General features: G+C 66.9%; 11 protein-coding genes. 3 read left to right on the top strand and 8 right to left on the bottom strand.

All coding sequences use genetic code 11. The features are described 5' to 3' along the window. Window positions 1-142 precede the first annotated feature (142 nt). A complete protein-coding gene (locus KCG34_RS12495; RefSeq protein ID WP_211935979.1) occupies window positions 143-2,839 on the top strand; it encodes a TonB-dependent receptor in 2,697 nt (898 codons plus the stop codon). A gap of 222 nt (window positions 2,840-3,061) precedes the next feature. Here the strand turns inward: KCG34_RS12495 and KCG34_RS12490 are convergent, their stop codons facing one another. The 8 genes from KCG34_RS12490 to KCG34_RS12455 form a co-directional block, all read right to left on the bottom strand. Continuing rightward, a complete protein-coding gene (locus KCG34_RS12490; RefSeq protein WP_211935978.1) occupies window positions 3,062-4,273 on the bottom strand; it encodes an MFS transporter in 1,212 nt (403 codons plus the stop codon). A gap of 7 nt (window positions 4,274-4,280) precedes the next feature. Continuing rightward, entirely contained in the window at window positions 4,281-6,719 is a 2,439-nt protein-coding gene (locus KCG34_RS12485) for an alpha-L-rhamnosidase-related protein (protein WP_211940667.1), read from the bottom strand. A 12-nt stretch (window positions 6,720-6,731) separates the two neighbouring features. Further along, on the bottom strand, window positions 6,732-8,372 hold the full coding sequence (locus KCG34_RS12480; protein ID WP_211940666.1) for a carboxylesterase/lipase family protein: 1,641 nt from the start codon (window positions 8,370-8,372) through the stop codon (window positions 6,732-6,734). A gap of 53 nt (window positions 8,373-8,425) precedes the next feature. Beyond that, window positions 8,426-10,771: a beta-glucosidase family protein gene (locus tag KCG34_RS12475; protein WP_249138323.1), complete on the bottom strand. Its 2,346-nt coding sequence runs from the start codon at window positions 10,769-10,771 to the stop codon at window positions 8,426-8,428. A gap of 76 nt (window positions 10,772-10,847) precedes the next feature. Beyond that, a complete protein-coding gene (locus KCG34_RS12470) occupies window positions 10,848-14,231 on the bottom strand; it encodes a glycosyl hydrolase (RefSeq protein WP_249138322.1) in 3,384 nt (1,127 codons plus the stop codon). Between the two features lie 58 nt (window positions 14,232-14,289). Next, window positions 14,290-15,555 carry a sugar MFS transporter gene (locus tag KCG34_RS12465; protein WP_211940665.1) on the bottom strand — a complete coding sequence of 422 codons (1,266 nt, stop codon included), beginning with the start codon at window positions 15,553-15,555 and terminating at the stop codon, window positions 14,290-14,292. Window positions 15,556-15,593: 38 nt separating this feature from the next. Next, window positions 15,594-16,736 (bottom strand): FMN-dependent L-lactate dehydrogenase LldD, encoded by a 1,143-nt coding sequence (lldD, locus tag KCG34_RS12460; RefSeq protein ID WP_211940664.1) that lies wholly within the window; start codon window positions 16,734-16,736, stop codon window positions 15,594-15,596. Beyond that, a complete protein-coding gene (locus tag KCG34_RS12455) occupies window positions 16,733-18,160 on the bottom strand; it encodes an FGGY-family carbohydrate kinase (RefSeq protein ID WP_211940663.1) in 1,428 nt (475 codons plus the stop codon). Before KCG34_RS12455 ends, lldD begins: the two co-directional genes overlap by 4 nt. 106 nt (window positions 18,161-18,266) lie before the next feature. Here KCG34_RS12455 and KCG34_RS12450 point away from each other — a divergent pair, with 106 nt between their 5' ends. Then, window positions 18,267-20,357 carry a bifunctional rhamnulose-1-phosphate aldolase/short-chain dehydrogenase gene (locus KCG34_RS12450; RefSeq protein WP_249138321.1) on the top strand — a complete coding sequence of 697 codons (2,091 nt, stop codon included), beginning with the start codon at window positions 18,267-18,269 and terminating at the stop codon, window positions 20,355-20,357. A 30-nt stretch (window positions 20,358-20,387) separates the two neighbouring features. Then, window positions 20,388-21,680: an L-rhamnose catabolism isomerase gene (rhaI, locus tag KCG34_RS12445; protein ID WP_211940662.1), complete on the top strand. Its 1,293-nt coding sequence runs from the start codon at window positions 20,388-20,390 to the stop codon at window positions 21,678-21,680. Window position 21,681 lies beyond the last annotated feature (1 nt).

Raw genomic sequence — 21,681 nt, 5'->3', positions numbered from 1 at the left:
TCTGCGCCTTGACGTGACTGAAACCTCTCACGAATGGCCTAAAGCAATCAAAAAATGTTGACTTTAGATCACTTTGATTCAACAATCATCAGACACAACCGCGCCAACTGACGGCGGGGACCACATAGGTGGGAGGGGAAACATGAAGCGACGCCTTCTTTTGCAATCCACGATTCTGGCGGCCGGTCTGATGGCCGGCCAGGCGTTTGGGCAGACGGCGCCGTCTGCGCAGCAACCGCCGCCGTCGGCCGATCAAGCTGGCCCGAGTTCTCAGGCGATTGGGGAGGTGGTGGTCACCGGCGTCTTCAGCGCCAAGAGGATCGAAGCCGCTCCGATTTCGATCAATGTGGTGACGACGTCCCAACTCTCCGAGCAGAACGCGGTATCGGCCGCGGATCTGCTGAAGAACGTGCCGGGCGTGTTTGTCAATTCCTCGCTCGGCGAGATCCGCAACGTCGTGTTTTCGCGGGGCATTTCCGCTAACTCGCTCGACGGCGCCGGCGGCTACTACTACGTGTCGCTGCAGGAAGACGGGCTTCCGGTCGACCTGATCACGGCGTCGAACTACGGTCCTGACTACTACCTGCGGCCGGACATCACCTTGAGCCGCCTGGAAGGCCTGCGCGGCGGCACGGCGGCGATCACCGGCCCCAACGCCCCCGGCGGCATCTTCAACTATATCTCCAAGAACGGCCGCAGCGACCCCGGCGTCGAACTGGCCGCCAAGTACGGTCTGCAAGGCGATGGAAGCCTGCCCTATTACCGCGTCGACGCCTATGTCGGCGGCAAGGCGATGGACAACCTCTATTATTCGATCGGCGGCTTTTATCGCACCGACGACGGCACCCATGACGCCGGCTACGCGCTGAACAAGGGCGGTCAGGTCAAGGCCAACCTGCTTTGGAACTATTCGCAAGGCTCGGTGCTGCTGACCGCCAAATACCTCGACGATTCCAACGATTGGAACGAGTTCACGCCGGCGTTCGGCGGCAAGACGATCGCGCCGGGGTTCAGTAACACGACCTCAGACCTGCAACCTGCCAACGCCAGCCACTGCTTCCCGCGCGTCGGCGGCGGTCGTGGATGCTGGAACCCATCCGATCTGGTCCATTCGAAGTCGCTCGCTTTCGGCGCGACGTGGAAGCACGAGTTCTCCGACGGCTTCCACATCGAGAACAAGATGCGCTACTCGCACAACCGGTCTCAGTGGAACTCCGGGGCGGTGCTTTCTGTGGTGTCGCTGGAAGATCCCATCGTCAACATCATCATGGGAACCGCTTTTGCGCCGGGCGCCTTCAACTACTACCAGGGCGGTAAGTTGCTGGCGTCGATAACATCTCAGGGCAACGCGTTCGCCCCCGGCAACTACACGGTCAACAGCAACAATCTTCCAAACCAGGGAATCCTGACCGGCAGCAACCTGCCGGGCAATATCGGCGCCTACGTCGGCTTCGGCGACGTGCAGAACTCCTATTCGGACCAGTTTGTCGACCAGTTCACCGTCACCAAGGATTTGGGCCAGCACCACCTCGCGCTCGGCGCCTATGTCGCGCTCGCCAGGCTTTCCACGAACGCCAGCGGCAGCCCCGGCATCGGCCTGATGACCCTGACGCCAAAGCCCCAGATGATGACGGAGACCTACACGCCGGCCGGCGGCAGCACGGTTTATCAGGTGACTGACCCGACCGGCTTTGGCGCCTATGGCCAGCCGGCCGTTGACGGCTATCATGGCAATCAGGAGCTGTATTCGGTCTTCTTCGGCGACAGCTGGAAGGTGAACGACAAGCTGACGCTGGAGGCTGGAGGCCGCTGGGAGTCGATCAAGTACGATATTTTCAATCAGTCCTGGACTTCGTCCCCGTTTGGCGCAGTTCCGCAGCTCAATTCCAGCGGTGGCGCCGATGGCAATCCATTGACGCTCTACGACAACGGCGTGTCGACCCCGGGCCCGATCTATCGAACCAAGCGGGACTACGACTACTTCAACTATTCGTTGGCGGTCGACTATGACCTGACCAGCGATCTTGCGACCTATGTCCGCTATACCGAGGGCAGCAAGGCGCCGGACTTCGGCGGCATCGAGGCCATCAACACGCCCGGTCGGATTGCGACCGAATTCGACGCGCCGCAAAAGATTCGCCAGGCCGAAATCGGGATCAAATACAGCCGCAGTGGGATCAGCCTTCAGCTGTTCCCCTTCTACAGCCTGCTTGAAAACGTGAACGTGCCCGCCGTGTTCAACTACACATCGGGCCCATTGATCGGCCAGCAATATGTCGAACCTGCCTTCCAGGGCCAGATCACGACCTATGGTGTCGAAGTCGCCGGCGCCGCTCGGATCACCTCTTCCTTCAACGTTCACGGCAACCTGACCCTGCAGGAGCCGAAGGCGAGCAAGTTCTACAATTGGACGCAGGGGCCGAAGGGCGACGGCAGCGATGACGTCAAGACGTTGATCAAGTCCGGAGACGCCGACAACAACCCCAAGATCATCACCCGCGCCGGCTTCGACTGGAACGCGCTGCCTGACGTCAAGCTGTTCGGCGAGGTGACTTATCTGGGCAAGCGCGCCGCGAACGCCGCGGACGCCTTCTATCTGCCCGCCTTCACCACCGTCGACCTGGGCGCCGCCTGGAACGTGACCAAGAACATCAAGCTTCAGTTCAACGTGAACAACGTGTTCGACGAGGTCGGGGTGATGTCCTGGTCGAGCACCGGCTTCCTGGCCAGCCTCAACCGCCAGGGGCTGACGCCCGCCGCCTATAACCCGCGAGCGCTCTATCCGATCGTGCCGTCCCAGGCCCGGTCCTATTTCCTGACGCTCTCAGCAAAGTACTGACCGCACCTTCCTCTTTAGGACTTTGCCCTCGCCACCTCGGTGGCGGGGGCTTTTTGCGCTTATTGCATTGAGCGGGGGCGCCAGCGGATGTATTGCGCAGCCAAGCCGGTGAGCCGACAGATCATGCGTCATTGGCGCAGCTGTAGGTGGTGAGCCGCCATGCATGGCTCGGCTCCTTCAGGAGGCGATCCCGATCGAGCGCTCGCCTGCCGGCTCGGCCTCTCAGCGTTCCGCGCTGCAAAGCCACAGGGCTGCAGCGCCTGCCAAGGCCATCAGCGCCGCGAGAAGACCCAATACGGATGTCGGCCCGCCGCCCGTCGCAAGCATCGCGCCGGCGACCAGCGGACCCAGCGCTGCGCCGACCCGGCCCACCGCCACGGCGAAGCCGACGCCGGCCCCGCGCGCCTCCGCCGGATAGACGGTCGGCGCAACGGCGTAGACGAGGGTCTGACTGCCAGAGACCGCCCAGCCGAGCAGGGCGCTCAGGCCGATCGAGAGCGCGAAGGCTGGCGGAGCCAGCGACACCAGGACCAGGGCGACGATTGCGGCGATGAAAGTGATCGCGACGATGCGCTTTCGTCCGGCGCGGTCGGACAAGGCCCCGGTCGCTGCGCTGCCGATCGCACCCAAGAGGTTGAAGGCGAGCTGGGCCAGCGCCGCCTGCGGATGGCTGAAGCCCTTCGCCACCAGCAGTGACGGCATCCAGCCGAGCAGAACATACTGCGCGATCAGCGCGCAGAAGAAGGCAAGCCAGAGGACCAGGGTTCGCCTGGCGCGCGGACCAAACAGGACCTGGCCAACCGCCATGGCGCGCCCGGCGCTCGCGCCTTCCGGCCGTGGCGGGCCAAGGCGCAGAAGCGCCGGCGCGGCGATCAGGGGGACGGCGCCGCCGACCAGGTAGATGAGCCGCCAGTGGGCCTGGTCGCCAAAGAGATAGCTGAGCAGGCTGACGCTGACGCCGCCCATGGGCAGGCTGGCGTAGAGGAAGCCCATGGCCGTATTGCGCCGGCCCGCGCCGGCGGCTTCGGAGACCATCGCGATCAGATTGGGCAAGGCTCCGCCGAGGCCGAGACCGGCCAGGAACCGGCACCAGAGCAGGCTGCTCGCATCGCCGCACAAGGCGGTGGCCGCGGAAAACACCGCGAGCAGCGTCACCGAAGCCGAGGCCACGCGCCCGCGTCCAATGAGATCCGCCGCGCGGCCGCCGACCAGTGCTCCGAAAAGCAGGCCAAAGGTGCTCGAGCTTAAGAAGAGGCTCTTGGTGGATAGAAAGCCGCCCAGGACGCCGCGCCCATCGCCGGAGCTCAGTTTGAACAGCGGCGCCAGGATCGGCAACGTCACCCCAGCCGCCTGAAGGTTGAACCCTTCGGCCAACGCCGCCCAGCAGCAAACCACGAGGAGCAGCGTCGGATGCGGCGCACGAGCCTTGTTCATCGGCGCTTCAATCGAGGCCGAAGCGGTTGCGCCCGCCGTGCAGGGGCCGCCGACGCCCTTTCCAGACGAAATCCCCACCGAGGCCTGCAGGCAAGGTGATCGTGGCCGAGCCGCCGTGCTCGCCTAAGACGTACAAGGTCTCGATCAGGCCGAGCGGATGGGCCGCAGCCGCGTCGAGGCGGGTCAGGGGGCCGAGATGAGGCTCGATCCTCACCCGCGCAAATCCCGGCGCGGCGGGATGGATGCCGGCGACGTAGGTCAAAAGGCCGGCGGTCGGGTGAGCGCTCCAGGCATGGCTGTCGGAGCGCGATGGATCAGGGTTCTCGGGATAGGTGGTGAAGCCGCGCCGAACCATCTCGCGCCAGGGCTGGAGCATGCCGAGATAGCGGTCGGCGAGACCGGCGTGATCGAAGGCCTCGGCCAGGTAGAAGGCGAAATAGTAGGTGACCGGAATGATCCCGTCGGGCGCTTGCAGTGCGCCGGCGCGCGTTGTGATGCGGTCCAGAACCTCCCGCTGGCGCGCCCTGGGGACCAGGTCATAGAGCACGGCCAGGGCGTTGGCGTGCTGGCTGAAGCGGGTCTTGGCCGGCGCGTCGGCGAACAGGCCGCGCTCGTCCGACCAGCATTGGGAGAGCAGGCCGGTCCGCACCTTGGCGGCCTGGTTCTGGTCCTCCCGCGCCTTGCGACGGCTGCCGACGGCCGTCTCGAGGTCGGCGGCGTCCCGCAGAGCGCCATAGTACATCAGGGTGATGACGCAGCTGTCCGGGCGCGCCTCGTGGCGCGGGTTCATTTCCGACAGCGTGGGTCGCCAATCGACGAACAGCCAGCCCGGCGTCATGCGCAGCACGCCCGCCTCGCGCAGATAGGGCGCATACCAGTCGAGCACCGCGCGCGCGCCGGGCAGGGTCCGCTTGAGCACCGCGCGGTCCGGCTGCCGCATCCAGTAGTCGTGCAGGCTGTCGATCCAGAGCAGGGCGAATGGCGGAATGAGGTTCTTGCTGGTGGAGGGATAGGCGGACTGGGGAATGCCCTCCACCACACTGGAAGCGTCGAACGCATCAAGGGCCTGAACCGCGAGCCGGGGATCGCCCGACACCGCGTAGGAGATCAGCATCTGCAGGCGCGTGTCGCCGATGTATTGCAGCTGCTCCCAGTAGGCGGTGTCCATATAGGTTTCGTGCGCGTCGAGACGGGCGGTGTCCCATCCGATGCGCCAGACGCGGTTGAGCTCGTCGTCACTGCTGACGAACCGGCCTGTTTGGGCGAACGGGTAGCGGGTCTCCAGCGCCTGGAACGAGTCCAGCGTCAGGGGCTGGTCGCCGGTCTTGACGCTGATCTCGACGAACCGCCAGGTGCGCCACCAGAAGGGCGAGAAACGGTGATGATCATCGCCGTCGGGCTTGACGGTGTCGGTCAGGCCTAAGGCGACGCCGTGGTCGACAGTGGCGCGATCGAAGAAGCGGGGAAGAAGTTCGGGGCCCTCTCCCGGTTCCTTGGCCATCGCCTCGGCGAAGAGCGGATTGGCCGGATCGTAGAGCGCTTCGGCATAGGTCAGGGAAACGGTGGCGCCCGCGCCGCCTGAGGTCAGCAATAAGGGATAAGCGGACTGGACCCGGCCGGCGTCGATCAGCAGTTTGGCTTCCGCATGCGCGGGAACGAGCACCGGCCCTTGGGGAAAGGCGCCGCCCTCCACGCCCACGGCGCGCACGAGACGACCGCCGGCGATGGGTTCCAACAATTGCGACGGTAAGGCATCGGCTTGCAAGGTGACGGATGGCGGCTGGCCATCGTTGGCTGGCGCAGCCTGCGTCCATCCCGGCGCGCCGCTGGCCGAGGCGTTCCAGTCCGTCGCTTCGAGCTTTGCGTCCAGCGTCTCCGGCGCTCCGGCGGCATAGAATCCAGGCACGTGCTCCTGGCGCAGCTGGGCGCGCGCTGGCGAGACCGAGCGCGACGGGTCGACCCGCACGCGCCAGCCCGGCCCGCTGTCGAAGGCCTCGCCGAGGAGGCCATGTTCGGTCTGGAGCCAAAAGGCGGTATGGCCGGTCGTGACCTGGGCCAGCGGTGCAGCGGCGCCGTCGCTCCACACTTCGGCGGCGATGACGTTGGCGCCGGGCTTCAGGTCGGGCGCGATGTCGATCGTCTCGTACCGCCAATGGCCAAGGTCGCCGCGGGCAGGGCCGGCCGCTGCGCGCAGCCCGTTGACATAGAGAACATAGCGGCTATCGGCGCTGACCCTGACCCTCAAGGTTTGCGGTGGGGCTTTCAGCTCGATCTCTCGGCGGAACTGCAGCGCGAGGCCTTGTTCCGGCGCCGCGCCGGTCAGGCCGGGAAAGCCGATCCATTGCGCCGCCTCCGCCCGGCCGACGCAAAGCGCGGGGGCCAGGGCGGCGATTGACAGCGCGATGGCCGGGCTCGGAAGGCGGCGGCAGGGGGGGCGGCGGTCCATCTTTGGGATCCTTCAGTAGCGGATCTGCTCGGCATCCGGCCTTGCTTGCCAGAAGCGGCGTTCCTCGCCTTCCGGGTCGCTTTCGACCCGGCACTCCGCATCGATCAGCAAGGTCTCGCGGCCCGGCAAGGTGTAGGCGGGCCATGCAGGCTGACCCGGCGCCGCCGGACGCCCTGTGTGCGCGAAGCTCCCCCAAAGGGTGCTCATGTTCCGCGCGCAGCGGCGCCGCGCCTCGGACGAGTCCGCGCCGAAGCCGCCGCCTGGCGCTGCGGCGTCGACATTGTCGAATTTCATGGCGATGTCCGAGGCGTGCGGCGAGCCCATCGCAAAGTCCGTTCCGGGCACGCGCGCCGGGGAGGCGTAGTTCAAAATGTAGGAATAGACTGAGGCCCGAGCCTGGGCCGCCTTGGTCTCGGCGATGCGCACGGCGTGCGCACGCCAGGGCGTGGCGGTCAAAATGGCCATGAACAGTTGGGATGGCGTGGCGGTCGGTCGCGTGCGCCGAAAAGCGGCGGTCCAATCGTCCGATCCTGGACCGAGGACCCTCTTCAGCCGCTCGTGTAGGCCTGCGTCATCCAGGCGGAAGACGCTCTTGTCGCCGAACAGGAAGAAGAAAACCGCCTCGTCCCGGCAGCCGCCGATGATGAGCGGCTTGTCCGCCGAGACGAGGGGCGCGCCGGTCTTGAACGGGACCTCGGGCAGGATGCGTCCGTCGATGAAGGGCCAGAAGGCGCGGCTGTCGTCGGCCTGCGGCCGCGATCGGTTCTGCGCGCCCGGGGTGAGCTGGGCGTCGCCGCCCGTCTGATAGCCAAGAAGGGCGGCGGCCGGCGCATCCAGCAGCTGGCGCGGATCGGTCAGGCCCAGGGCCTTCATCAACCGGCGGGCGCTGTCGGTCGCTTCCTCGGGTGTCCGGTCTTCCGGGCCGATCGGACTTTCGATGGAGGCCTTGTTGAAGTAGGGCGCCGCCCCGGGCATGGCGTAGAGGCAGGCGGTCTTGCCGCCGCCGCCGCTCTCGCCAAAAATCATCACATTGTCGGGGTCGCCCCCGAACGCGGAGATGTTTTCCTTCACCCAGGCCAAGGCTGCGACCAGATCCTGGAGGCCCTGATTGCCTTCGTACTCGGGGCCCAGCAGGTGACCGAGATAGAGGTACCCGAAGAGGCCGAGGCGGTGGTTGCTGGCCACGACGACCACGTCCTGCTCGCGCGCGAGGTTCGCGCCGTCCTGGTAGGCGCGGCCGCCTGAGCCGACTGTGAAACCGCCCCCGTGGCTGTAGAACATGACCGGGCGCTGGGCCCCGTCAGCCGCCGGCGTCCAGATATTGAGGAACAGACAGTCTTCCGACGGCGGAGGTTCGGCGCCGGGCCCGCCCACAGGCTGAATGGCGGGGGCGCCCAGGTGCGTTGCGTCGCGCACGCCGGTCCAGGACGGGGCGGGCGGCGGCGCCTTGAAGCGGCGATCTCGACCTGACACTGGGCCGGCATAGGGAATGCCTCGAAAGACGCAGACGCCGCGCTCGCGCAGTCCACGAAGGCGTCCGCGTGCGGTGGTCGCGACGGGGCTGTCAGCCTGGGCGCGGGCCAATGCAGGCGCCGCCAGGGCGCCCCCCAAGCCGAGGAAGAGGGTGCGCCGGTCAGGATTCACAAAGGACATGGTCGGCCCAGATTTGGTGATGGGAAACGCTAAGTCTGCTGCTCGCGAATGCGTCACGGCTTGAGTTCGGCCCCGCGCAGGACGGCCTGCGCGGTGGCGGCGCGATCATCGGCGTTGTCGCCGACGAAAAGGGCGTATGCGCCGGGCCTTATCCGCCAGTCATGCGCGGCCTCGTCCCAGTCCGCGAGCAGCCGCGGCTCGGCGGTGATCTCGACCCTGCGCCGTTCGCCCGGTTTGAGCGCGACCCGTCGCCAGCCCAGGAGCCGCTGTTGCGTGCGGCCCGGACTTTTGGCGAGATAGAGTTGGGCGACCGCCACGCCGGGCCGTTGGCCGATATTGGCCACCTCGACCTGAACCGTGACCCCGGATCCGCCCGTCGCTTTCAGGCGGCCGTAGTGAAAGCGGGTGTAGGACAGGCCATAGCCGAACGGAAACAGCGGCTTTCGATCCTTCTCGGCGAACCATCGGTAGCCCACAGAAGACCCTTCGACATAGTTCACGGCGAAGGGCGCCTGCGCCTCCGGTTTCAGTCCTTCCGCCGTCGCCATGGCAAGTCCGGGGGGCGATGGGCGCACCAGCTGGTCGGGACCTGCGGCGAACGTCACGGGCAGGCGGCCCTTTGGCGACACCTCGCCGAACAGCAATCGGGCGATCGCTTCCCCGCCGCGCTGGCCGGGATACCAGGCCTCGACCACGGCCTTGGCGGCGTCGATCCAGGGCATGAGCACCGGGCCCCCGTTCTCCAGTACGACGATGGTCCTGGGATTGGCGGTCGCCACGGCGCCAATCAGAGCCTCCTGGTGATCGGAGAGGCTGAGCGGGGCGTCCGCACCCTCGGTGGTCCATTGCTCGGCGAAGACGACAGCGACGTCGCTGTCTCGCGCGAGCCTGGCGGCGGAGGCGATGTCCTCGCCCGGATCGAATTGTACGACGCCGCTTCCCGCACGGCTGCGGATCGCCGCCAGCGGCGAGGAGGGATGGTAGACGATCCCCTCGCTCCATGCCGGCGAGGCGGCCGGCCGCGCGCGTACGAGCGACCCGGCGGGGATCACCTGGGATGAGCCGCCGCCGGAAAGAACCCCGACATCGGCATGGCCGCCGATCACGGCGATACGCCGGGCGCCGGCGGCAAGCGGCAGGATGTCGCCTTCGTTCTTGAGCAGCAAAAGGCCGGCCTCCGCCTCGGCCTGGGCAATCGCGGCGTCTGCGGCCTTGTCGTAGGGGCCGGCCGCGGGAAGCGGATCCATCAGGCCCGTGGCCAGCTGGCTGCGCAAGATCCGCCCCACCATGTCGTTCAGTCTCGTAAGACTGACCCTTCCGTCGGCGAGCGCCGCGCGCAGCGGGGCGTCGAAATAGGCTTCTTGGTCCAGCTCCTGGCCGGACTCCTGGTCCAGCCCGGCCCTGGCGGCCTCGACCGTATGGACCGCCCCCCAATCGGACATGACGAAGCCTTTCCAGCCCCAGTCGGTCTTCAGGACGTCCGTCAAGATGTGCGGGTTTTCACAGGCGTAGGCGCCGCCGACCTTGTTGTAGGCGCACATGACCGCGCCGGGGGCGCCCGACTCGATGGCGATTTCGAAGGCCAAGAGGTCGGATTCGCGAAGCGCGGCTTCGCCAATCCTTGCGTCGAGTACGTGGCGGCCCGTTTCCTGCGCATTCAGCACGAAATGCTTGACGGTCGAGATCACGTGTTGGGACTGCACGCCGCGAACCGAGGCCGCCGCCATGCGGCCGGCGAGCAAGGGATCCTCGCCGAGATATTCGAAGTTGCGTCCGTTGAAGGGGTCGCGGACCAGATTGACCCCGCCGGCGAGCAGGACATTGAAGCCCTTGTGTCGGGCTTCGCCGCCGATCATGGCGCCGCCGGCGTAAGCCATGTCGGCGTCCCAGCTGGCGGCGAGGGCCAGGGCGGAGGGCAGGGCGACCGCGTCATCGCCGGTGCGTCCAGCATTGGCGACCCCGAGGCTGGCGTCGCTCTCCTTCATCTCCGGAACACCGAGCCTCGCGACGCCGGCTACGTAGCCGGCGGAGGGGATGACACCGGCGGGCAGCGATTTCATCATCCTGGGAAAGCGGCCGTTCACCAGGGTGAGCTTTTCCTCGAGGGTCATCTGGCCCAGCAAGCTCGCGACGCGCGCCTCGATGGCGGGCGATGGGGCGCCGCTCTCATGGGTCTGCCCAGCGGTCGGCGAAGCCAGGGCGGCGAGCGCGGCTATCGCGCTCAGACCGTTGCACAACAAGCCCCGCATGGCGTCTCCTCTAAAGACGGCGGGATGCGCCGTAGCCAGGCCCAGCGGGGGTATCCGCTGGGCAGTCTCCTTGAAGCCCGATGGCTTGCCGCGGCGCCCGGCGGGTTCGGTCACGCCGCCATAACGTCCGGTGACGGCCAATCCAGCCATGCCTCTTCCCGGCGGGTCTAAATAGGGGCCACATTTCTATTGCCTTCAGGCGGCTTGGACCGAAGCGGAAGCCGCTCTATCGCGTGGTCAGCAGCCTCACCGGTCCCATCAGTCCCGACGGTCTCAGCGGCGCGTCGGGCTTGTAGGTCGGCGCGACGGTGAATGTGATTTTCTTGGCGCCGGGCTGCTGGTCGCCGATCAGGCGATTGACCCAAAGGTCGGCGATACGGACCTCCAGCCGGTTTTCGCCCGGACGTAGCGCCTTGGTCACATCCATGCGGTAGGGCGCATTCCAGGCTGTGCCGACCGCCACGCCATTGACGAGCACCTGTCCGACATCGCCGATGCGCCCAAGGTCCAGCTGCGCCCTTTGGCCTGGCCGCAGCGCATCGGCGTGGAAGGAGGTGCGGTAGGTCGCAACGCCTGAGAAGTAGCGCACGCCGGGATCTGCATTGTCGCTGAGTGAGGCCAGCTTGTCGAAATGGGCCTCGGCCCGCGCCCCGCGCTCGGGCTGGAACGTAACGTCCCATCCGCGATCCAGGGTGAGGGCGGGACGCCAGGCCGCCTTCGCGATGGTCCGGACGGCGGTGTGCGCAGGCCTGCGGAACACCACAAAGAAGGCGTCGTAGGGGCGCATCTCGAGCGGGACGCGCGTCTCGGCCTCTTCGATCCGGTAGCTGACCGGCTCGGCGGCCCCCGTTTCGGCGCGCCAGATCTCAGGCGTTCTGCCCGCAATGCGGAAATGGGCGTCGAAGGCCTCCGGCCGATCCTTGCGGTTGTCGACGAAATAGATGTCGGCGTCCGGCGTCCGGCGGTGAACGAACAGCACCTTCCGGTCGCCGGCGGGGTCGTCATAGCGAAAGTCAGGCCTCTGTCCCATCTGGCCGAGCGAGGCCTCGATATCGGTGCTCGCGATGACCTTTCCACGGCCCACGGCCGTGATGGGCGCGCCGCTCCAGAGCTGATGGACCAGGTCGTCGAACGCCTTCTGGTCATCGGCGAGGCTGGGCGTTGCGGTCGGTGCGGCCCCCACGATGACGCCGCCGGCCTCGGCCAGGGCGGCCAGCTTCTTCAGCACCGGCAGGGTCATGCGGCGGCTGTCGCCGCCGAGATAGAGCGCGCGATAACGGGCGCCGGCCGGCGAAACCAGTTCCTGGCCGTCCACCGAGAGCTTGCCGAGCACGATATCGGCGTCGACGAAGTCGAAGGCATAGGTGCGTGGCAGGTCGCCGAGCGCATGATCCTCGTAAAGCTGAGTGATCGGCCGCTCCTCGCCGATGAAATAGGCGACGTCGGCCACGTTGCGGCCCTGTTGCAGGAGGTAGGCGCTGCGGGAGATGTAGTCGATCCAAGGTCGGGCCATCTCCGCCCAGGTCTCGTGACGGTTGAAGTACTGGCCGAAGATGAACAGCGACAGGCCCGGCTGCTTGTCGTCGAGCGGCTGGTGGACCGAGGTATGGATCACCGGCCTGTTGACGCCGGAGGCGAACTCGAGGTCGATGAACTTCTTCAGGTCGTGTGGAGCGAAGGCCCACGGCGAGAAGGCCGCCGTCAGAGATTCAGCCGCGACCACGTTCTGGCCATAGATGTGGGCGACCGAGGCCGCGCCACGCATGTCGCCGAGGTAGGAGGGCTTGGGACCCTTGGCGGGGTCGTAGGTCCATAGCGCCGACATCGGAACGTCGGTGTGGCTGCGCATGGTCAGGTCGTCGCCGAGCATCGGGCGGCGATCCTCGAGCGCCTCGCCATAGAGTTTCAGCCCATGTTCGTGGGCGACGTCGGCCACCGTCCCGTAGTGCTGGCTCGCCAGAAGATCGGCCAAGGTGCGGCGGTAGTCATAGAGGAAGGCGTCGCTTTGAGCGCGCGAGCCGATCACCGCCCCGGTCAGCACCGGCAGCCAGGGACGAGGATCGTAGCCGCGTAGGCGCTGGAAGTCGTCCAGCATCTTCGGGGTCCAGTTGGCTGCGCCGACCTCGATGCTGTCCGTGAGCAGCGCCCGAACGCCGTGTTGGCCGATCCGGTCGCCTCCGGCCGCGTCGGAGTAGAGCGAGAGATAGGTCTCCAGATAGCGGCGAACGGCGGGGCCGTCGAGCTTATCGACCTCCAGGCCGGAGGCCTCCTTGGTGGTCGGGTGGTTGGTGGTGCCCGTAAGGGAGTAGCCGAGGCGCAGCACCCTCCAGCGGCCAGGCGGCGGGGTCCAGTCGAGCCGGCCATCTGGCGCCATGTGGCTGGTCAGATCGATCACATCCTGGATCGCAACGCCCGGCTCGTCCTGTAGCCCAAGGTCCAGAGCGAAGTAGCTCGGCGCGACGCCAAAGCCCGCCTTCAGCTCGAAGCGATTGACCCGGGGCTCGCTCTCCAGCCTGAGCTCCTTGATGGTGATGGTCTTGAGGGGTGGGGCGGCCCCGAAATCGAAGACCTGGGCGCCCGGAACCCCGGAAAAGGGGTTTTCGTTCGACCGCGGCGCCGGCTCAAAGACGATGCGGAAATGCTGGGCGGTCACCGCGGCGAAGCTGATGGTGGTTTGCGCCGCGCCGCGCAGATCGACCTGCGCCACCTGCTTCCAGCCGCCTGAACCGTCCTCCGCCTCCAGCCGTGGAGCGACCTGCGCGCCGCCGAACCCGAATACGTCGTTGTTGGGGCTGAGGGCTATGACCAGGGTCCGGATCGTCACCGGCGCCGGGTAGCTGAAGACGAGGGTGGTCGGCGCCTTGTCGTCGCCGCGGGCGATCTCAAGGCCGGTCGACAGCTTGCCGTCCTGGATCGCGCCTGCCTCCAGCGACGCCCCCCCGGCGAGGGCGATGACGGGGGCGGGCGCAGGCGCATCCGGGATTCGATAGGCGACCACGGCGGCGTCGGCGTAGATCTGTGGCTTGTTCGGATCGGGCGGTCCGAGAAAGCTGGGTTCTTCAGCCAGGTCGCCCATAGGCCCCGTGGCCTTCGGCGGCTGCGCCAGGACGCCCTGGAACGGCTGGCCGCCGGCGAGGATGGTTTCGCTCCAGACCAGTTTCTTCATCGCATCCTCGGGCTTGACCCAAGGGCCGCCGGTCTCGCTCCAGCCCGGCGAGGAAGCGATGGCCAGTTCCAGGCCCTTCTCGTCGGCCAAGCCGGCCGCGAAGCGAAAGGCGTCCTTCCATTCCGGCGACATGTAGACCAGGCGGTGCGGAACGATCTGCGGCGTCATCAGGTCGACGTCGAAGGTCTGAAGGCCACCAATGCCGACGCGCGACATCCAGTCGAGGTCCTTGGCGATGCCGTCCTTGGTGACGTTGCCGTTCATCCAGTGCCACCAGACCCGCGGCCGCGCGCTCATCGGCGGGTTTTCAAAGCCGGCGGCCAGGCTGTCTGTCTCGGCGGATCCGGCCAGGGCGGCATGGTCGGGCGCGCCGGTCAGCGCAACTCCCAGCAGCAGAGCCCCCATCATCACCGCGCGGCTCGGAGTGGTCCCTTTTGCGGCCATGTCGTCATCCTCCCTCTTGGCCCCACGCGTGGCGATGGCCTTTTGTTTTTGCTGTGTCTCAGGCGAGATCGTGCGCTGGCTCGCCGATCCGGCTCCCGCGCCAACCGTAGAGGGCGACCACGCCGAAGCAGGCGGCGGGCAGCAGGAAGGCGGCGGGCGTGCCGAACGCCTCGGCTATGCGCCCCATCGGATAGGGCAGCAGCACCCCCCCGCCGATGGCCATCACCATCAGGGAGGCGCCGCGCTTGGTCGAGCCGCCCAGGTCCGCCACGCCCAGGGTGAAGATGGTGGCGAACATGGTCGACATGAAAAAGAACACAGCGACCAGCGCCATGGCCGAGATCCTGGCCAGGCCGGCGGCGACCAGCAGACAGAGGGCGAGGTTGGCCAAGCCATAGAAGGTCAGCACTGTGCGCGGCTGAAACCTCAGCAACAGGCCGGTCGTGGCGAAGCGACCGATCAGATAGGCGAGGGCGGCCAGCGACAGCAGAAACGCCCCGTCGCGCGAGGTCAGTCCCTGCCAGGTTTCCGTGACCAGATTGATGAAAAAGGCCCCGATACCGACCTGGGCGCCGACGTAGAGGGCCTGGGTCGCGACCCCGAACACGAGGTGCGGGCGCCTAAAGAGCGGGGTTGAACCGCGGCCGGCGGCGCCATGCACGGTGTCTGGTCCGTGGTGGGCGTCATGGATCTCGGGCAGGCGGGCGCGCGAAACGACGGCGGCGAAGATCAGCACCAGCACGGCGATGACGAGGTAGGTCGCCTGGACCTCGCCCTGACCGCCGCCGGTCGGGCCTTGCCGGAAGAACAGAGCGCCGCCGATCAGCGGGCCGAAAAAGACACCGAGCGCATTGAACGACTGGGCGAGGTTCAGCCGCTGCGGCGCATGCTCCGGCGGGCCGAGCACGTTCACATAGGTGTCGGCGGCGGTCTCCAGGCAGCAGAGGCCGGAGGCCAGGACGAACATCGAGCCCACAAAAAAGGGGAAGCTCGCCGCGCGCGCCGCCGGGATGAACAACAGCGCGCCGAAGGCCGTCACCGCGAGCCCGCTGACGATGCCGAACTTGTAGCCTCTCGCCTGCAGCAGCAGGCCGGCGGGGGCGCTCATGACCAGATAAGCCCCGAAATAGGCCATCTGCAGCCAGGTCGACTGGGCCTTGCCCACGTGCAGGGTTTCCTGGAAGTGCTTGTTCAGCACGTCCAGAAGCCCATAGGCCAGACCCCAGACCACGAAGCAGGCTATGGCGAAGGCCAACGGGCCTCTGAGGGCCTTCGGTTCCGGGCGGGCGGCGAGCGGCGCGGCGGCGTCGGTTTCGATCACCATGGACGGCGGAGTTCCTCGAGCAAGGGGTTTTTCGGCATTCAAAGATCCAGGTTTTCCGGACCGAGGTCAGCGATGCGGGTAGCGCCGGTCAGGGCCATGGCGACCGTCATCTCGGCCCGAAGCAAGGCGAGCACGTGAGCCACGCCTTTTTGACCGGCCCCGGCCAGGGCGTAGGCCCAGGCGCGGCCGAGGAGCACGCCCTTGGCGCCCAGGGCCAGCATGCGCACCACGTCGAGCCCTGAGCGCACGCCGCCGTCGGCCAGGACCGTCAACCGCTCCCCGACCGCTTCGGCGATTTTGGGCAGGGCGGCGGCGGTGGACCGGACGCCATCCAGCTGGCGGCCGCCGTGGTTGGAGACGATCAGGCCATCGACGCCTAGCCGTTCGGCCTCAAGGGCGTCCTCGGTGTCGAGTACGCCCTTCAGGATCAGAGGTCCCTTCCAACGATCGCGCACCCAGGCGAGGTCTTGCCAGGTGACGGTGGGGTCGAAGTTGCCGCCCATCCAGGCGAAGAAATCCTCAAGGCCGGTCTTGCGGCCGAGCACCGGCGCCACATTGCCCAGGCTGTGAGGGCGGCCCAGGATCCCGACATCGAACGCCCATGCGGGCCGACGCGCGGCCTGCGCGAAGCGGCGGAGCGCGCCGGAGGCCCCAGGCGCGCCCGCAAGCCCAGAGCGATAATCGCGGTAGCGAGCGCCGGGGACGGGCATGTCGACGGTGAAGACGAGCGCGGAGCAGCCGGCGGCCTCGGCCTGGTCCAGCAGGGCTCGCATGAAGCCGCGGTCGCGGATCATGTAGAGCTGAAACCAGAACGGACGCGCCGTCCCAGCCTTCACCTCGCTGATCGGACAGGCCGAGACCGTCGACAGGCAGAAGGGTAGGCCGGCGGCCTCGGCGGCGCGCGCCGCCTGCACCTCCCCGCGTCGGGCGTTCATGCCCGCCAGCCCAACCGGCGCCAGGGCGACCGGCATGGCCAGATCCTGCCCGAACAGGCGCGCTGAGAGATCGACTTGCGATACGTTGCGCAGCACGCGCTGGCGCAAGGCTATCGCCTCCAGGTCGGCGCGGTTCCGCCGCAGGGTGACCTCGGCGTAGGAGCCCCCGTCGATATAGTCGAACAGGAACCGCGGCAGTCGCCGCCGGGCCAGTTCGCGATAGTCTTCGATCGAGGCCGCCTTCATGGCCGAGCGCGCTTGCAGTCGGCTTCAATCAGCGCCCGCCATCTTTGTTTGTAGGCGTCGAGCGAGCCGGCGAGGGGTCGCACCCGGGTCAGCGCCGACTTCGGCTTCAACTCCGGCCGCACCAGGCGCAAGGCGCCGAACGGCACGTCGTCCTGGGCGTTGGAGACGAACAGGCTCGCCGTCGGGCGAAGCGCGGCGAGGGCGCGGATGAAGACTTCCGCTTCGGCGAAGCGGCCTTCAACCAGGATCAGGTCGCGCGCGCCGACGAGGTCGAGACAGGCGTCGGCCATCAGGGCGAGGTAGAGGCCGAGCGCCGCGCGACGGGCGTTGGGTTCGTCCGGCGGATCGATCCAGCGCCCCATGTGGTGTGCGAACGGCCCGAAGCCCGGCGCGAAAGTCGGCAGGACCATCACGCCACGCTCGATAAGCTCCGGCGTCGCCGCCAGCACCGCTGCAGCGTCGTAGTTGTCCTTGATATGGAAGCTGTCGAGGCCGGCGATCAGTTCAGCCTCGCGACCGCCCATGAAACGGCATGACGGCGCCGGGCGCTGAGCAACGTCGATATTGATCAGGCAGTCCCGCGCCTCCGAAAGAGTCGGCAGGCTCGCGAGCGCGGTGTCCGGCGCCAGCGAGCGCATGGTGACAAACCAGGTTCCCGTCGAGACGATGCTGGCGTCACCCTGCGCGATTTCAGGGTGCCCGCGCGCGGCCAGCAGGGCCGCATTGCTGTCATGCAGGCCGCAAAGGACCTGGCAGTCCGGGTGAAGGCCAGCCTCGCGCACCCATTCGCCGGTCACAGGCCCAAGCATGTCGCCGGCTTTCCTGAGCGGCGGAAGCCGCTGGGCCCAGCCGCGGGCGCGCGCAAGATCGCTGGGCCGGCCCTCGATGGCCCGCCAGAGGTCGGTATGGCAACCGAGGCTGGTGATCTCGCTGGCCATCACGCCGCTGAAGCGCCAGGCCCAGTATTGCGGCCAGAGCAGGATCTGGGCCTCGTCCAGCCAGGGGCCGGTCAGGGTATCGAGCCAGGCGAGTTGGGCGCCGAGATTGAGGCCGTTCGGCAAGGCGGGCGAGCCGGTGGCGGCGAAGGAATCGCGTTCCAGACGATAGCGGTCGAGAACCTCCGCGGGGATGTCGGCCTCATAGTCCATCGGCTCGGAGACCAGGCGGCCCTGATCGACCAGGACCGCGGCCGCGCCGTGGGTCACCGGGACAATCGTCTCGATCCGCCCGAGCGTCGCCAGATCCTTCAGGGTGGCTTTCACCCACGCCTCCAGGCCTTGGCGGTCCAGGGTCGGAAAGGGGCCGCCACGCTGCGGCTCGTTCGCCCGCACGCGCCGGGCGAGACAGTCGCCGTCCGCGGTCCAAAGCGTCATCTTGGCGTTGGTCTTGCCCACGTCGAGGACGAGGCTGCAGCCGTCTTTCATGGCGTTTCCGATCTATTATGACGACTTATTACCGAAAATGATTGAAATACGCTAGGGGTCGCGATAGATTTCGATCATCAAACAAGAGCCCATTTCAGGAAGCCCCGTGTCCCAGGCCGCAACGCCCTTCATCATTCCCGCCAATCGCTGGTCGGCAGAAGTCGCCGCCGGCCTTTCACCGGCCGAGCTGCTGCTCTACCGCTCCAATCTTTTGGGCTCGGACCTGACTGTGACCAACTTCGGCGGCGGCAACACATCGGCCAAGCTCGATCAGACCGATCCCCTGACTGGCGAAACAGTGAAAGTGCTTTGGGTGAAGGGCTCGGGCGGTGACATCGGCTCGATGAAGCTGGGCGGATTTTCGACGCTTTATCTCGACAAACTCCTGGGGCTCGAACAGCTCTATCGCGGGGTCGCGTTCGAGGACGAGATGGTCGGCTATCTGCCGCACTGCACCTTCAACCTGAACCCGCGGGCCGCGTCGATCGACACGCCGCTGCACGCCTACCTGCCGTTCGCGCATGTAGACCACGTTCACCCCGATGCGGTGATCGCGCTTGCTGCGTCTTCGGGGGGCGAGGCGGCGACGCGCGAAATCTGGGGCGGCGAGGTGGGATGGATGCCGTGGAAGCGGCCGGGCTTCGACCTTGGCCTGACGCTTCGCGACTACGTGGCCAAAAATCCAGGCCTGCGCGGTGTGATGCTGGCCGGCCATGGCGTCATCTGCTGGGGCGACAGCGCCGAGGCCTGCTATGACAACACCATCGATCTGATCGCCAAGGCGGCGGCCTATCTGAACCAGGCCATGGCCGGAAAGCCGGCGTTCGGCGGCGAGGCTGTCGCGCCCTTGCCGCCGGAGCAGCGGCAATCCGTGGCTGCCGGCTTGATGCCGCGGCTCAGGGGCTTGATGAGCGGCGATCGAGCCAAGGTCGGCCACTTCACCCACGCCCGCGAGACCTTGGAATTCGTCTGCTCGGCCGAGTTTCGGGCTCTAGCAGCCGTGGGCACCTCATGCCCTGACCATTTCCTGCGCACCAAGATCGCGCCGCTCACCCTCGATCCGGAGCAGGTGGGCGATGACGACTATCTGGCCAAGGCGCTGGCCGACTATCGCAAGGCCTACGCCGCCTACTACGGCCGCAACGCCACGCCGAACGATCCGAAGATGCGCGACGCCAATCCAGTCGTGGTCCTGCTGCCGGGCGTCGGGCAGTTCACCTTCGCCGCCGACAAGACCACGGCGCGACTGGCGGCCGAGTTCTACGCCAACGCCATCAACGTCATGCGCGGGGCAGAAGCGATCGGCGCCTATAACGGACTGCCGGAATCGGAGGCCTTCGCCATCGAATATTGGGCGCTGGAGGAGGCCAAGCTGCAACGGATGCCCAAGCCCAGGCCGCTGGTGGGCAAGGTGGCGCTGGTCACCGGCGGCGCCGGCGGGATCGGCGCGGCGACAGCGGAAAAGTTCCTGTCGGAAGGCGCCTGCGTGGTGCTGGCCGATATCGACGCCGAGGCCCTGGCGAGCTGCGAGAGCGAATTCGCCGACCAATTCGGCGCGGACCTGGTCCGCGCCATTCGCTGCGATGTCACCAACGAGACCTCGGTCGCCGCCGCCTTCGCCTTCGCCGCGCGGGAATTTGGCGGGCTCGACATCCTGGTGGCCAATGCCGGCATCGCCTCCTCCGCGCCGCTGGAAGAGACAACCGTCGCTCTCTGGCGCAAGAACTACGATGTCCTGGCCGAGGGCTATTTCCTGACCAGTCGGGCGGCCTTCCCTCTGATGAAGCTGCAGAAGAACGGGTCGATCATCTTCATCGGCTCCAAGAACGCCCTTGCGGCGACGCCGAATGCGTCGGCCTACGCCTCGGCCAAGGCCGCTTCGCTGCACTTGGCGCGCTGTCTCGCGCTTGAGGGCGCCGAACACGGCATCCGGGTCAATGTGGTCAATCCCGACGCGGTGATCCGCGGCTCCAAGATCTGGGACGGCGACTGGCGCAAGGAGCGGGCCGGCGCCTACGGAATCGATCCCGGCGAGGCTCTGGAAACGCACTATCGCAACCGCTCCCTGTTGAAGCGCTCGGTTCTGCCGGAAGACATTGCCGAAGCGGTCTATTTCCTCAGCTCGGAAGCCTCTTCGAAGTCGACGGGCAACGTGATCAATGTCGACGCCGGCAACGCCCAGGCGTTCACGCGCTGAGCCAAGCACAACAGTCGGGAGAACGCGGCCATGACGGGTCTGCCCCTGTCGATCGACCAGATCGAGAGTCACAACGCCGCGCGGCGTGAAGCGCTGCAGGACGACTACGACAGCCTGGGCCGCCAGCTGTCGCGCCGCGGTCAGGACATCGAGACCATCAAGTCGAAGGTCGCCGCCTTTTCGGTGGCCGTGCCGAGCTGGGGCGCGGGACGCGGCGGCACCCGGTTCGCCAAGTTTCCGATTCCCGGCGAGCCGACCAATATCCACGAAAAGTTGGAAGACTGCGCGGTGGTCCAGCAGCTCTGTCGGATCACGCCCCGGGTCTCGCCGCACTTTCCCTGGGACAGGGTCGAGGATTACCAGGCCCTGAAGGAGGAGGCGGGGGCGCTGGGCCTGGGTTTTGACGCGGTCAATTCCAACACCTTCCAGGACCAGCCCGGCCAAGCGCAATCCTACAGGAGCGGCAGCCTGACCGCGACCGACAAGGCTGTGCGCGACCAGGCGGTCGCGCATAATATCGAATGCATCGAGATCGGCCGTCAGCTCGGCTCACGCGCGCTGACGGTCTGGATCGGCGACGGGACCAATTTTCCAGGTCAGCAGGACCTATCGGCTTCGCTGGACCGGTACCTTGACAGCGCCGCACAGATCTACGCGGCCTTGCCCGACAGCTGGCGGATGCTGCTTGAACACAAGATGTTCGAGCCGGCCTTCTACTCGACCGTGATCTCGGACTGGGGCTCGTCGATCCTTGCGGCCAACGAACTCGGCCCCAAGGCCCAATGCCTGGTGGACCTCGGCCACCACGCGCCGAACGTCAATATCGAGCAAATCGTCGCTCGCCTGCATCGGTTCGGAAAGTTGGGCGGCTTTCACTTCAACGATTCGAAGTACGGCGACGACGATCTCGATACTGGCTCGATCAATCCGCACCAGCTGTTCTTGGTGTTCAATGAACTGGTCGAGGCCGAACGCAATCCCAGGGACGGCTTCAACCCCGCCTACATGATCGATCAGTCGCACAATGTGACCGACCCGATCGAGAGTATGCTGTCTTCCGCCGAAGCCATCGCCGCCGCCTACGTCAAAGCCCTGCTGGTCGACCGCGAGGCGCTGCATGAAGCCCAGGCGGCCAATGATGTGATGATGGCCTTCCAGGCTCTGCGCCGCGCATACCGCACGGACGTGACTCCAATCCTCGCTATGGCGCGGGCCGAGGCGGGCGGCGCCATCGATGTCCTCGATCTCTATCGGGACGCCGGCTGGCGCGAGAGGAAAACCCAGGAGCGAAAGGCTGTCGGTCTCGGAGCCGGCATTGTCTGAG

Origin of the sequence: Phenylobacterium montanum, assembly GCF_018135625.1 — a bacterium.
In the GTDB taxonomy this organism is placed as follows: Bacteria; Pseudomonadota; Alphaproteobacteria; order Caulobacterales; family Caulobacteraceae; genus Poindextera; species Poindextera montana.
The sequence above is the reverse complement of the archived record's forward strand: the minus strand, read 5'-3'. Positions and strand labels throughout refer to the sequence as shown.